Genomic DNA, 11,820 nt, shown 5'->3' with positions numbered 1-11,820 from the left:
GGGGCGCGGCGGCGCGGCGCTCGGGGGCGGCGGCGCGCCCTCGGCCGCAGGCGCGACAGGCTCCGGCGCCTCGACCGGCACGGTCTGCGCCAGGGCGGGAAGGACGAGGAAAAGCAGGAGGGCGGAAAGCCACCGGAGACGATTCATGCCGGCAGGGACCCCAAGGCGCCGGTCGCGGTCAAGCCACGGCCCCCGGTTGCGGGGCGAGCCGCCCGGGTCCAGCATCGCAGCGCAGCATGAACGCCTCCCCTTCCGTCTGGACCGTGATGCTCGCCCTGCTCGGCACGCATCTGGCCGGGATGGGGGTGTTCCTCGCAGTCCCCGTCCTGGCCCCGGCGATAGCGGCCGAAGCGGGCATTCCTGCGGCACTGGCCGGGGTTCATACCGCCTTGGTCTATGCCGGGGCATTGGTCTCGGGGCCGCTCGCCGGCGCCTTCATCCGGCGCTTCGGGGCGATCCGGGTGCTCCAGGCCGGGCTGGTCTTCTGCGGGCTGGCGGTGGCTCTGGCGGTCATTCCGCATCCGGTGGCGCTGGCGGCCTCGGCGCTGGCCTGCGGGCTGGGGCATGGGCCGGTGACGCCGGCGGGCAGCCACCTGCTGGCGCAGAAGGCGCCGCCCAACCGGCGGGCGCTGATCTTCAGCCTCAAGCAATGCGGGGTGCCGGCCGGGGCGATGCTGATCGCGGCCGTCACGCCGCTGATCGCGGAGGCCTATGGCTGGCGGGCGGGAATCCTCTCGGTCGCGGCCTTCCTGGCGGCCTCGGCCGTGGTGCTCCAACCGTTGCGCCGGCCGCTCGATGCGGAACGGGACCGGTCCGCGGCACTGGGCGACCTGCGTGCAGCGTGGCGCGCGGCGCTGGGCAGCCTGTCCATCCTGCGGGAGGTGCCGGTGCTGCGGCGGATGACGGCGATGTCGGCGCTGTATGGCATCTCCCAGTTCTGCTTCTCCTCCTTCTTCGTGGTGTTCCAGGTGGAAGCGCTCGGCGTGCCGCTGACCGAGGCCGGGTTCCGCCTGGCGATGGCGCAGGCGGCGGGCGTCTTCGGGCGCGTCTTCTGGGGGCTGGTGGCGGACCGGATCGGGGCCGGGCCGGTGCTGACGGGGCTTGGGGTGGCGGCGGCGGCCTCGGGGCTCGCGCTGCTGCTGGCCGGGCCCGACTGGCCGGGCTTCATCCTGACACTGGCGGGGATGGGCATGGGCGCGACGGCGATCGGCTGGAACGGGGTGTTCCTGGCCGAGACGGCGCGGCTCGCGCCCCCCGGCCAGGTGGGGGCCACCACGGCCGCGACGGGCTTCGTCTTCGGCGCCTGCATGCTGGTCGGTCCGCCGCTGTTCTCGGTGATGGTGCAGGCGAGCGGCGGCTACGCGCTGGGCTTCGGCCTGTGCGTCGTGACGGCCCTGGTCGGCGCAGCCCTGGTGCGCGGCGCCGGGGGTGTTGCCAGGGCGTGAAACCGGGCTAGGTGAGCAGCATGATCACCTTCCTCACCATCCTCGTCGGGCTGGCGATGCTGGCGACCCTCGGGGTGCTGCTCGCCGGCGTGCTCGGCATGGCCGGCGGCAGCGGCGATTCAGGCCGGGCGAACCGGCTGATGCGCTGGCGCATCGGGCTGCAGTTCCTCGCCCTCGGGCTTTTCGCGCTGCTGCTGCTGCTGCTGAAACGCTAGCGGCGCCGAACTTGCCGCCACCGGGCGGCCCCCGTATTTTCCGCCCCCTGCGCGCGGCCGGCCCGCGCGCCCCATCCGGAAGGCACACGGTCGAACAATGAAGGTCCTGGTCCCCGTCAAGCGGGTGGTCGACTACAACGTGAAGGTTCGCGTGAAGGCGGACGGCACGGGCGTCGAGACCGCGAACGTCAAGATGTCGATGAACCCCTTCGACGAGATCGCGGTCGAGGAAGCCGTGCGCCTGAAGGAGAAGGGCGTCGCGACGGAGATCGTCGCCGTCTCGGCGGGCCCCTCCGCCGCGCAGGAGCAGATCCGCACCGCGCTCGCCATGGGGGCCGACCGCGGCATCCTCGTCGAGCATGACGGCGTGCTGGAACCGCTCGCGGTCGCGAAGATCCTCAAGGCGATCGTCGCCAAGGAAGGGCCGGCGCTGGTCATCCTCGGCAAGCAGGCGATCGACGACGACATGAACGCGACGGGGCAGATGCTCGCCGCGCTGCTCGGCTGGGGCCAGGGCACCTTCGCCTCCAAGATCGAGAAGGATGGCGAGGCGCTGAAGGTGACGCGCGAGGTCGATGGCGGCCTCGAGACCGTCTCGCTCAAGCTGCCCGCGATCGTGACGACGGACCTGCGGCTGAACGAGCCGCGCTACGCGTCGCTGCCGAACATCATGAAGGCGCGCAAGAAGCCGATCGAGACGGTGAAGCCGGCCGATCTCGGCGTCGATGTCACGCCGCGGCTGACCGTGGTGAAGGTGGAGGAACCGCCGAAGCGCCAGGCGGGCCGCAAGGTCGGCTCGGTCGAGGAACTGGTGGCGGCGCTGCGCAACGAAGCGAAGGTGATCTGACCATGGCCGTGCTCGTTCTCGCCGACCACAAGGATGGCGCGCTGACCCAGCCGACGCGGTCCACCGTCGCCGCCGCGCAGAAGCTCGGCGAGGTGCATGTGCTGGTGGCCGGCGAAGGTGCCGCCGCCGCCGCGCCGGCGGCCGCGAAGCTGCCCGGCGTGGCCAAGGTGCTGACCGCCGAGGGCGGGCCCGCGCTGGCCGAGCCGATGGCCGCGCTGATCGTCGCCCTCGCGCCGGGCTATTCGCATCTGCTCGCCCCGGCATCGGCGGCGGGCAAGAACGTGATGCCGCGCGCCGCCGCGCTGCTCGACGTGCAGATCCTGTCGGACATCGCCGATGTGGTCGATGCCGACACCTTCGTCCGCCCGATCTATGCGGGCAATGCGATGGCGACGGTGAAGTCGTCCGACACGAAGAAGGTGATCACGGTGCGTGCCGCCTCCTTCGACCCGGTGCCGGCCGAGGGTGGGTCCGCGCCGATCGAGGCTGCGCCGGCCGCCGCCGATCCGGGGCTTTCGACCTTCCTGGGTTCGGAGATCGTGAAGTCCGAGCGGCCGGAGCTGACGGCCGCGCGCATCGTCGTCTCCGGCGGCCGTGCGATGGCCAGTGCGGAGAACTTCGCCATCATCGAGAAGGTGGCCGACAAGCTCGGTGCCGCCGTGGGCGCTTCCCGCGCCGCCGTCGATGCCGGCTATGCGCCGAACGACATGCAGGTCGGCCAGACCGGCAAGATCGTGGCACCCGACCTGTACATCGCCGTCGGCATCTCCGGTGCGATCCAGCACCTGGCGGGGATGAAGGACAGCAAGGTGATCGTCGCCATCAACAAGGACGAGGAGGCGCCGATCTTCCAGGTCGCCGACTACGGCCTGGTGGCCGACCTGTTCAAGGCGGTCCCTGAGCTCGAGGCCGAGCTGTCAAAGTGACGCAGCCCCCCGCGGCCTTGCTTGCGGAATGACAAAGAAGGTTGGGGGGTACGGGGGGAAGTTCTCTTCCCCCCGTTTTTCTTTTTCCCGCTGTTGAGGAGGCCGTGATGGCTGAAATCGCGAAGGTCGGTGTCATCGGTGCCGGCCTGATGGGCAACGGCATCGCCCATGTGGCGGCGCTTTCCGGGCTGTCCGTGGTGCTGATGGATGTCAGCCAGCCTGCGCTGGACAAGGCCTTGGCGACCATGTCCGGCAACATGGACCGGCAGGTGAAGAAGGCGATCATCACGGCCGAGGACAAGGCCGCCGCGCTGGCGCGCATCGCGACCGCCACGACGAATGACGGCTTCGCCGACTGCGACATCGTGATCGAGGCGGCGACGGAGAACGAGGAGATCAAGAAGAAGATCTTTGGCGCCCTCTGCCCGGTGCTGAAGCCGACTGCGATCCTGGCGTCGAACACGTCGTCGATCCCCATCACGCGTCTCGCCGCGGCGACCGACCGTCCGCAGCGCTTCATAGGCATGCATTTCTTCAACCCCGTGCCGATGATGAAGCTGGTCGAGATCATCCGCGGGCTCGCCACCGACGACGCGACGGCGGCGGCGGTCGAGGCGCTGGCCAAGCGCATGGGCAAGGCCCCGGTGGCGGCGGGCGACTGGCCGGGCTTCGTGGTGAACCGCGTGCTCTGCCCGATGCTGAACGAGGCGATCCAGGCGCTGATGGAAGGTGTCGGCGATGTGCGCGCGATCGACGAGGGCATGAAGCTCGGCGCCAACCATCCGATGGGGCCGCTGGAGCTTGCCGACTTCGTGGGCCTCGACACGCTGCTCAGCGTGATGAAGGTGCTGCATGAGGGGCTGGGCGACCCGAAGTACCGCCCTTCCCCGCTGCTGGCGAAGTATGTCGAGGCGGGGTGGCTCGGCCGGAAGTCGGGGCGCGGCTTCTACGACTATTCGACCAGCCCGCCGACGCCGACGCGCTGATCCGCCTTGCGCCGGCCCGGCGCCGGCGCGATCTTCCGGCCATCGTCCGGGAGAGACAACGAGATGAAGATCCAGCGGCGCATCCTCGCCACCGGCCTTCTGGCCCTGCCCGCCATCGCGCGCGCGCAGGGCGCCTGGCAGCCGAGCCGTCCCGTCCAGCTGATCGCCGGCTTCGCGCCGGGGGGCGGCAGCGACATCATCGCGCGCACCATCGCGGAAGCCGCGGCACCGCTCTATCCGGTGCCGCTCGTCGTCATCAACCGCCCCGGCGCGGGCGGGGCGCTGGCGGCGGAGCAGGTGGCGCGCATGCCGCCGGATGGCCATGCGCTGCTGCTCGCCGGCGGGTCGGAAAGCACGAGCGTGCCCGCGCATCGTGAGGTGCCCTACGACCCGAAGCGGTCCTTCCGCGCCGTGATCCGCCTGACGCGCCACGGCCAGTTCCTGGTGGTGAAGGGGCGCGGGGGCAAGTTCGCCGACGTGAATGCGCTGATGGCGGCCGCGCGGCAGGCGCCGGAGGCGGTGAGCCACGCCTCGGCCGGCGTCGGCACGCTGACCCATTCGATCTTCCTGCTGCTCGGCCGCGCAGCGGGCGCGCAGTTCCTGCACGTGCCCTTCACCGGCGGCGGGCCGTCCATGCAGGCGATCGTTGCCGGACAGGTGGATTGCGGCGTCGCGGCGCCGGAGGAGATGGCCGGGCTGGTCGATTCCGGCGACCTCAAGGTGCTGGCGATCGCGAGCCCCGAGCGCGCCCCCGCCTACCCGGACGTGCCGACCTTCCGCGAGCTCGGCTGGAACGTGGTGGCCGAGAACATGAAGGGCTGGGTCGGCCCGGCGGGGCTGACCGACGAGATGGCGGCCTACCACCACCAGCGCATGCGCCAGGCGATGGCCGCGCCGCAATGGCAGCGCTTCATGGAACGCTCCCGCGAGCCGGACGGCTATGCCGACGGGCCGGGGTTCCAGCAGGCCATGGACCACCTGCTCGATTCCATCCGCACCGCATTACGAGGCTGACGCCACATGACCCCGATCCTTCCCCCCGCGCGCGTCGCCTTCATCGGCCTGGGCGTGATGGGCGCGGCGATGGCCGCGAACATCCTCAAGGCGGGCTTCCGCCTGACCGTGTCCACGCGCAGCCGCGCGAAGGCCGAGGCACTGATCGCCGCCGGCGCCGAATGGGCGCCGACGGCGCAGGACGCCGCGGATGGCGCGGCCTGCGTCTGCCTCTGCGTGCCCGACACGCCGGATGTGGAGGCGGTGCTGTTCGGGGAGGATGGCGTTGTGCACGGCGCCGCACCCGGGACGGTGGTGATCGACTTCTCGACCATCGCCGCCGCGGCGTCCGCCGATTTCGCGCGGCGCATGGCCAATCGCGGCGTGGTGCTGCTCGACAGCCCGGTCTCGGGCGGGCCGCAGGGGGCGATCGACGGCACGCTGACCTGCATGGTGGGCGGCGCCGATGCGGGCTTTTCCGCCGCGCGCGCGGTGTTCGACGCGGTGGGCAAGACCATCACGCTGCTTGGGCCCGCCGGGTCGGGGCAGGTCTGCAAGTCGGCCAACCAGCTGATCATCGTCGCGGCGATGCAGGCGGCGGCGGAAGCGCTGACCATGGGGCGCAAGGCCGGGCTCGACCCCGCGCTGATGCGCCAGGCGCTGCTCGGCGGGTCGGCGCGGTCCTTCGTGCTGGAAAGCCATGCCAAGCGGATGCTCGACGGCAACTTCAAGCCGGGCTTCCGGGCGGAGCTGATGCGCAAGGACATGCGCCTCGCCTTGGCCGCGGTGCGGGAGAACGGCGTCTTCGCCCCATCGACCGCGCTCGCCGCGCAGATGATGGAGGCGGTGGTGAATACAGGGCGCGGGGGCGATGACTGCGCGAGCATCGGCGCGCTCGTCGCCGAACTGTCGGGCCTGAAGGGCTGAGCCGCGATGGAGCCGTCCAGCCTGCGCGGACGGCTCCATCACCTCTACCACGGCACGGCGGCGGATGCCTGCCGCTTCCGCTACGGCGTGCTCGCCTTCGACCTCGCGACGATCGCCTTCGTCATCACGACGTCCTTCCTGCCGCGCAGCCTGGCGATCGAGGTGGCGGACGTGCTGATCGGCATGGTGCTGGTGGGCGAATTCACCGCCCGCGTCGCCTCCAGCCGCAGGCCCTGGCGGGAGGCGCTGCGCCCGGCCTCGCTCGCGGATGCGCTGGCCATCGCGTCCTTCCTCGCGCCGCTGGCCGGCGAGGGGCTGGGCTTCCTGCGCGTGCTGCGGACGCTGCGGCTGCTGCATTCCTATCGCATGCTCGGCGTGCTGCGGCGGGACTTCGCCTTCTTCCGCCGGCATGAGGAAGCCTTCCTCGCCGCGACTCACCTGGTGGTCTTCATCTTCGTCATGACGGCGGTGGTCTACGAGACCCAGCACGCGCACAACCCGCACATCGCGAACTACGCCGATGCGCTCTACTTCACCGTCACGGCGCTGACGACGACGGGCTTCGGCGACATCACCCTGCCGGGGACGACAGGGCGGCTGATTTCCGTCGTCATCATGATCGCGGGGGTGACGCTGTTCCTGCGGCTGGCGCAGGCGCTGTTCCGGCCATCCAAGGTGCGCTTTCCCTGCCCGTCCTGCGGGCTGCAGCGGCACGAGCCGGATGCGGTGCACTGCAAGGCCTGCGGCGCGCTGCTGAACATCCCGGATGAGGGGCGGGACTGATCATGCCAGGAGCACAAAGGCCTGGCCTTTGTGCGGAGGGTATGGCGCGCGGGGCTGGCGGGGCGGCCGCGCGCGAAACAAGGCCTCGGATGCAGACCGTACGAAGGCCCCTCCTTCGTGCGGTCGGCATCACGCCGCCGCCATGGCGCGCAGCGCGGCCGCGGTTTCCTGATCGGCCGGGAAGAAGGTCTCGAGCGTCAGTTCGGCCAGCATCACGTCGGTCGCCGTGCCGAACACCGTCGTCGTGCCGATGAAGGCGAGCTCCCCGCCGCCGGGCACGCGGAGCCGCAGCGGAATGGCGATCAGCGCACGCTCGCGCTCGGCGATCCCGGGCGGCGGGTCCTGCCCGGCCGGGTAGCGCGCCAGCTCCTCCATCAGCGCGAGCAGCGCGGCATCGCCGGACGCCTCCGCATCCCGCCGCAGCCGGTCGAGGACATGCGTCTTCCAGGCGCGCAGGTTGGCGATGCGCGGCGCGAGCCCGTCGGGATGCAGGCTGAGCCGCAGCACGTTCACCGGCGGGGCGGCGAGCGCGGGCGCCACGCCATCCATCAGCCGCGCCGCGATCCGGTTCGCGGCGACCAGCGTCCAGTGCCGGTCCACGGCGAGCGCGGGATAGGGCTCGTGCCCCGCCAGGATCATGCGCACCGCCTCCATCGCCGGGCGCAGCGCGGGGTCGTCGATGGCGCGTTCGCCGTATTCGGGCGCGTGGCCGGCGGCGACGAGCAGCGCGTTGCGCGCGCGCAGCGGCACGGCGAGGTGCTCGGCGAGGCGCAGCACCATCTCCCGGCTCGGCCGCGCGCGGCCGGATTCGACGAAGGAGAGATGGCGCTGGGAGATCTCCGCCTCCAGCGCCAGGTCGAGCTGGCTGCGCCGCCGGCGGGTGCGCCATTCGCGCAGCATGGGTCCGAAGTCGCTCATGCGGCGCATCCTGCCATGGCGCCGCGCCGCGCGCCGATGACCTGCGAGGTAATCGCGGCGAGGCGCGCGCGCTGGCATGCCAAGGGGGTCACGGACGAGGAAAGGTCCCATGCCCATGATCACCACCACGCGCTTCCTGCGCACCGCGCTGCTGCTCGATGCGGCCATGAGCGGGGCGAGCGGCGTCGCACTCGTCGCCGCGCCGCAGGCAATCGGCCAGGCGACGGCGCTGCCGCTGGGGCTGCTGCTCGCCGCCGGGCTGTTCTTCCTGCCCTATGCGGCGCTGCTCGCCTGGCTCGCCACCCGGCCCGCCGTGCCGCGCTGGCTGGTCGGGCTGCTCGCCGCGGGCAACCTGCTCTGGGCGGTGGAATGTGCGGCGCTGCCGCTGCTCGGGCTGGTCGCGCCGAACGGATGGGGGATCGCCTTCCTGGCGGCGCAGGCCGTCGCGGTCGCGGTCTTCGCGGAACTCTACATCCTGGCGATGCGCCGCGCGGCGCGCGCGGCGTGATGCGGCGCGCGGGACGGCGATGCCGTCCCGCCCCGCAGAGAGGCCGGGCGGCGTCGCGCATCCTCGCGGGCGTGGCGTGGAGCGCTACCGCCAGACCATCAGGTCGTTCTCGCCTTCCTGCACCACCTCCTGCTTCTGGTTGCGCAGTAGGAAGGCGAGGGTGACGATGCCGCGGTCGGGCTTGCGCGTCGGGCGCTTGGAAGCGACGCGCACCTCCGCCGCGATGCGGTCGCCCACCAGGATCGGCCCGGTGAATTTCCACCGCCAGCCGAGCGAGACGATCGCCGCGAACCGCGTCTCCGCCCGGTTCTTCAGCCCGTCGCAAAGGGCGAGCCCCAGCAGCCCATGCGCGACGCGGCCCGGATAGCCGAGGCCGCGCGCATAGTCGTCGTCCATGTGGATCTCATAGAAATCCCCGGTCAGCCCGGCGAAGCCGAGGATGTGCCCCTCGGTCACCGTGATGCCCGGCGTGGCGAACACCAGGCCCTCCTCGATCGCGTCGAAGCGCAGCGGGCCCATCAGAAGCGCGGCATCAGCAGGCCGCCATCGACGGGGAAGGAATGCCCCGTCGAATAGGGCATCGCACCCGCGGCCAAGGTGGCGATGGCGCGGCCGATATCCTCGGCTTCCCCCCAGCGGCGGATCGGCACGAGCCCGCCTTCGATCTGCGCCGCGTAGCGGTCCCACACCTCCTTCGTCATGTCGGTGCGGATCATGCCGGGCTGGATGTCGTAGGTGTTGATGCCGTGTTCGGCGAGCCGCATGGCGAAGAGCCGCGCGATCATCGTCACCCCGGCCTTGGAGACGCAGTATTCGGCGCGGTTGAGCGAGGCCATCACCGCATTGACGGAGGAGACGAAGGCAAGGCTGCGATGCCCGCGCACCGGCGCGCCCGGCGCGATCATGCGCTTCGCCACCGCCTGGGAGAGGAAGAAGGTGCCGCGCGCATTCACGTCGAGCAGCCGGTCCCAGCTCTCGGGCGTTGTCTCCAGCATGTCCTGGCGCTTGGCGACCTGAACGCCCGCCACGTTCGCGAGGCATTCGAGCCCGCCGAAGGCGCCCCAGGCGGCATCCAGCAGCGCGGCATGCGCGGCGACGTCGCCGATATCGGCCTTGACGAAGGCGAAGGCGCGGCCCGCGCCCTCCACCCCCGCGCGCGTCTCGGCCACGCCGTCCTCGCTGATGTCGGCGCCGACCACGTCGAAGCCCTTTTCCGCGAGCGCGATGCAGGTGGCGCGGCCGATGCCGCGCCGCGCGCCGGTGACGAGTGCGGCGGGTCTCATCGGAACAGTTCCCTGGCCATGATCATCCTCTGGATCTGGTTGGTGCCTTCGTAGATCTGCGTGATCTTCGCGTCGCGATGCAGGCGTTCCACCGTCACGCCGCGGATGTAGCCGGAGCCGCCATGCACCTGCACCGCATCGGCGATGCGCGCTACCGCGGCGTCGGAGGCGAAGCACTTGGCCATGCTGGCCGCGAGCGTCGCCGGCGCGCCGGCATCGAGCAGGCGCGCCGCCTGGTGCACCAGCAGCCGCGCGGCCTCGGCATCCTTGGCCATGTCGGCCACCATCCACTGCACCGCCTGGAACTCTGCGATGGGGCGGCCGAACTGCACGCGCGCCTTGGCATAAGCGATGCTCTCCTCGAGCGCGCGGCGCAGCAGCCCGACCGCCAGCGCGCCGATGCCGACGCGGCCCTTGTCGAGCACCGACATCATCATGTGGAAGCCGCGCCCCTCGGGGCCGAGCATCGCATCGCCCGGCAGGCGCACGCCCTCGAAGCGCAACCCGCCCACCGGCGATCCGCGCTGGCCCATCTTGCGTTCCTTGCGGTCCCGCGCGACGCCGGGTGCGTCGAGATCCACCAGGAAGATCGACATGCCGCGATGCCCCGCCGCCGGGTCCGTGCGCGCGAGCACGGCGGCGAAATCCGCGACCGGCGCGTTGTGGATCCACAGCTTCGCGCCCTCGAGCACCCAAGCCCCGCCGTCCCGCCGCGCGGTGGTCCTGAGGCCCGCGAGGTCCGACCCCGCCCCTTCCTCGGTCAGCGCATAGGCGCAGCGGAGATCGGCGCGCAGCAGCGGCGCGAGGTAGCGTTCGCGCTGGGCGTCGGTGCCATGCGCGGTCAGCAGCGTGCCGAGCAACTCCACCAGCCCGACCTGGTCGGCGACGGAGGCATAGCCGCGGGAGAGTTCCTCCATCACCAGCGCGTAGGAGAGCGCATCGGCGCCGACCCCGCCCCAGGACTCCGGCACCGTGATGCCGAACAGGCCGGCGGCGGCCAGGCGGCGATAGAGCTCGCGCGGCACCGCCTCGGCCTCGTCCCAGTCATTCGCATGGGGGGCGACCTCGGCATCGGCGAATCGGCGCGCCGCGTCGCGCAGGGCGAGATGCAGGGGGGAGAGGCCCGGCTCGGCCGCTGCGGACATGCACCCCCCCTCAATGAGAAGGCCCGCCCCGCCATGGGGCGGAGCGGGCCTTACGCCGTTGACCGGCGCCGTTTTCCTGGACGTTGCCCCGAACTGAGCGGCGTGATCTGACAGGGCATCAACGCCCGCGGTCAACCGGGTAGGTGTGCGGTGCAACATGAACGGGACGGGACGATGCGCATCCTGGTGGTCAATTCGAACACGACCGATTCGGTCACCGACCGCATCGGCGCGGCGGCCCGCGCGGTCGCCTCCCCGGGCACCGAGATCGAGGCCGTCTCCGCCCCCTTCGGCCTGCCGCTGATCGTCACCCGCGCGGATTGGCTGGCGGCGGGGCCGGCGACGCTCGCGGCGCTCGCGCAGCGCCAGGGGACCTACGACGCGGCGGTGATCGCCTGCTTCGGCGATCCGGGGCTGGATGCGGCGAAGGAGCTGGTGGACGTGCCCGTGCTCGGCATCAGCGAGGCCGCCTTCCACGCCGCCAGCATGCTCGGGCGCAGGTTCGGGGTCGTCTCCTTCACCGCCGCGCTGCGGCCGATGTTCGAGGACTGCCTGGCGCATCACGGCCTGGCGGCCCGCTGCGCGGGGTTCCGCATGGGCCCGCCCTTCGCGGGCGACCCGGGGCGCGTGGCCGAGGAACGGCTCGACCTGCTCGCCGCGCTGTGCGCCGAGAGCGCCGGGCAGGACGGGGCGGAGGCGATCATCCTCGCCGGCGGGCCGCTGGCCGGCATCGCACCGCTGCTGCAGCCGCGCGTCGCCGTGCCGCTGGTGGATGGCACCCAGGCGGCGGTGCGGCTGGCCGAGGCGATGGCGGGGCTGGTGCCGCGCAACCCGCGCCCCCGCC

The 11,820-nt window shown here is 71.9% G+C and carries 14 protein-coding genes and 1 pseudogene; 10 read left to right on the top strand and 5 right to left on the bottom strand.

Features of this window, described 5'->3' with window-relative positions; all coding sequences use genetic code 11:
* A pseudogene (locus HW577_RS26520) lies at positions 1–225 on the bottom strand (hypothetical protein); the annotation flags it as partial.
* Positions 226–236: 11 nt separating this feature from the next.
* Between HW577_RS26520 and HW577_RS12255 the strand changes: the two are divergent.
* The 8 genes from HW577_RS12255 to HW577_RS12220 all read left to right on the top strand — a co-directional run bounded on the left by HW577_RS12255 (position 237) and on the right by HW577_RS12220 (position 7,122).
* The gene (locus HW577_RS12255) at positions 237–1,445 is read left to right on the top strand and encodes an MFS transporter (protein ID WP_198376417.1); all 1,209 of its coding nucleotides are present in this window, start codon (positions 237–239) and stop codon (positions 1,443–1,445) included.
* A 20-nt stretch (positions 1,446–1,465) separates the two neighbouring features.
* Positions 1,466–1,660 (top strand): twin transmembrane helix small protein, encoded by a 195-nt coding sequence (locus HW577_RS12250; protein ID WP_198376419.1) that lies wholly within the window; start codon positions 1,466–1,468, stop codon positions 1,658–1,660.
* A 97-nt stretch (positions 1,661–1,757) separates the two neighbouring features.
* Positions 1,758–2,507 carry an electron transfer flavoprotein subunit beta/FixA family protein gene (locus tag HW577_RS12245; RefSeq protein WP_198376416.1) on the top strand — a complete coding sequence of 250 codons (750 nt, stop codon included), beginning with the start codon at positions 1,758–1,760 and terminating at the stop codon, positions 2,505–2,507.
* A gap of 2 nt (positions 2,508–2,509) precedes the next feature.
* On the top strand, positions 2,510–3,433 hold the full coding sequence (locus tag HW577_RS12240; protein ID WP_198376415.1) for an electron transfer flavoprotein subunit alpha/FixB family protein: 924 nt from the start codon (positions 2,510–2,512) through the stop codon (positions 3,431–3,433).
* Positions 3,434–3,540: 107 nt separating this feature from the next.
* A complete protein-coding gene (locus HW577_RS12235) occupies positions 3,541–4,419 on the top strand; it encodes a 3-hydroxybutyryl-CoA dehydrogenase (RefSeq protein ID WP_198376414.1) in 879 nt (292 codons plus the stop codon).
* 63 nt (positions 4,420–4,482) lie between these two features.
* Positions 4,483–5,433, top strand: a complete 951-nt coding sequence (locus tag HW577_RS12230) for a Bug family tripartite tricarboxylate transporter substrate binding protein (RefSeq protein WP_198376413.1) — start codon at positions 4,483–4,485, stop codon at positions 5,431–5,433.
* 6 nt (positions 5,434–5,439) lie between these two features.
* Complete coding sequence (locus HW577_RS12225) at positions 5,440–6,339, top strand: NAD(P)-dependent oxidoreductase (RefSeq protein WP_198376412.1); 900 nt, start codon at positions 5,440–5,442, stop codon at positions 6,337–6,339.
* Positions 6,340–6,345: 6 nt separating this feature from the next.
* Complete coding sequence (locus HW577_RS12220; protein WP_198376411.1) at positions 6,346–7,122, top strand: potassium channel family protein; 777 nt, start codon at positions 6,346–6,348, stop codon at positions 7,120–7,122.
* Between the two features lie 129 nt (positions 7,123–7,251).
* Here HW577_RS12220 and HW577_RS12215 read toward each other — a convergent pair whose 3' ends face one another.
* Complete coding sequence (locus HW577_RS12215) at positions 7,252–8,040, bottom strand: MmyB family transcriptional regulator (protein ID WP_232474885.1); 789 nt, start codon at positions 8,038–8,040, stop codon at positions 7,252–7,254.
* Between the two features lie 109 nt (positions 8,041–8,149).
* Between HW577_RS12215 and HW577_RS12210 the strand changes: the two genes are divergently transcribed.
* Positions 8,150–8,548 (top strand): hypothetical protein, encoded by a 399-nt coding sequence (locus tag HW577_RS12210; RefSeq protein ID WP_198376409.1) that lies wholly within the window; start codon positions 8,150–8,152, stop codon positions 8,546–8,548.
* Positions 8,549–8,632: 84 nt separating this feature from the next.
* On the opposite strand, the gene HW577_RS12205 is transcribed toward HW577_RS12210, so the two are convergent.
* From HW577_RS12205 to HW577_RS12195, 3 genes are read right to left on the bottom strand one after another with little or no spacing between them, the layout of a single operon-like run.
* Positions 8,633–9,067, bottom strand: a complete 435-nt coding sequence (locus HW577_RS12205; protein WP_232474884.1) for a MaoC family dehydratase — start codon at positions 9,065–9,067, stop codon at positions 8,633–8,635.
* Positions 9,067–9,831, bottom strand: coding sequence for a 3-ketoacyl-ACP reductase (locus HW577_RS12200; RefSeq protein WP_198376408.1), 765 nt, complete (start codon positions 9,829–9,831; stop codon positions 9,067–9,069). Before HW577_RS12200 ends, HW577_RS12205 begins: the two co-directional genes overlap by 1 nt.
* Positions 9,828–10,976, bottom strand: coding sequence for an acyl-CoA dehydrogenase family protein (locus HW577_RS12195; RefSeq protein ID WP_198376407.1), 1,149 nt, complete (start codon positions 10,974–10,976; stop codon positions 9,828–9,830). The genes HW577_RS12200 and HW577_RS12195 overlap by 4 nt, the downstream gene beginning before the upstream one ends.
* A gap of 174 nt (positions 10,977–11,150) precedes the next feature.
* On the opposite strand from HW577_RS12195, the gene HW577_RS12190 reads away from it, so the two are divergent.
* A partial coding sequence (locus tag HW577_RS12190) for an aspartate/glutamate racemase family protein (protein WP_198376406.1) occupies positions 11,151–11,820 on the top strand: 670 nt, incomplete at its 3' end.

The organism is Neoroseomonas rubea (genome assembly GCF_016106015.1).
Taxonomy (GTDB): Bacteria; Pseudomonadota; Alphaproteobacteria; order Acetobacterales; family Acetobacteraceae; genus Neoroseomonas; species Neoroseomonas rubea.
Note: the sequence above shows the minus strand (reverse complement) of the source record. Positions and strands in the feature narration are given on the sequence as shown.

What these genes read in the sequence shown, in the direction of transcription:
- HW577_RS12255 (WP_198376417.1), top strand. Translation starts at nt 237, where the DNA reads ATGAACGCCTCCCCTTCCGTCTGGACCGTGATGCTCGCCCTGCTCGGC.
- HW577_RS12250 (WP_198376419.1), top strand. Translation starts at nt 1,466, where the DNA reads ATGATCACCTTCCTCACCATCCTCGTCGGGCTGGCGATGCTGGCGACC.
- HW577_RS12245 (WP_198376416.1), top strand. Translation starts at nt 1,758, where the DNA reads ATGAAGGTCCTGGTCCCCGTCAAGCGGGTGGTCGACTACAACGTGAAG.
- HW577_RS12240 (WP_198376415.1), top strand. Translation starts at nt 2,510, where the DNA reads ATGGCCGTGCTCGTTCTCGCCGACCACAAGGATGGCGCGCTGACCCAG.
- HW577_RS12235 (WP_198376414.1), top strand. Translation starts at nt 3,541, where the DNA reads ATGGCTGAAATCGCGAAGGTCGGTGTCATCGGTGCCGGCCTGATGGGC.
- HW577_RS12230 (WP_198376413.1), top strand. Translation starts at nt 4,483, where the DNA reads ATGAAGATCCAGCGGCGCATCCTCGCCACCGGCCTTCTGGCCCTGCCC.
- HW577_RS12225 (WP_198376412.1), top strand. Translation starts at nt 5,440, where the DNA reads ATGACCCCGATCCTTCCCCCCGCGCGCGTCGCCTTCATCGGCCTGGGC.
- HW577_RS12220 (WP_198376411.1), top strand. Translation starts at nt 6,346, where the DNA reads ATGGAGCCGTCCAGCCTGCGCGGACGGCTCCATCACCTCTACCACGGC.
- HW577_RS12215 (WP_232474885.1), bottom strand. Translation starts at nt 8,040, where the DNA reads ATGAGCGACTTCGGACCCATGCTGCGCGAATGGCGCACCCGCCGGCGG.
- HW577_RS12210 (WP_198376409.1), top strand. Translation starts at nt 8,150, where the DNA reads ATGCCCATGATCACCACCACGCGCTTCCTGCGCACCGCGCTGCTGCTC.
- HW577_RS12205 (WP_232474884.1), bottom strand. Translation starts at nt 9,067, where the DNA reads ATGGGCCCGCTGCGCTTCGACGCGATCGAGGAGGGCCTGGTGTTCGCC.
- HW577_RS12200 (WP_198376408.1), bottom strand. Translation starts at nt 9,831, where the DNA reads ATGAGACCCGCCGCACTCGTCACCGGCGCGCGGCGCGGCATCGGCCGC.
- HW577_RS12195 (WP_198376407.1), bottom strand. Translation starts at nt 10,976, where the DNA reads ATGTCCGCAGCGGCCGAGCCGGGCCTCTCCCCCCTGCATCTCGCCCTG.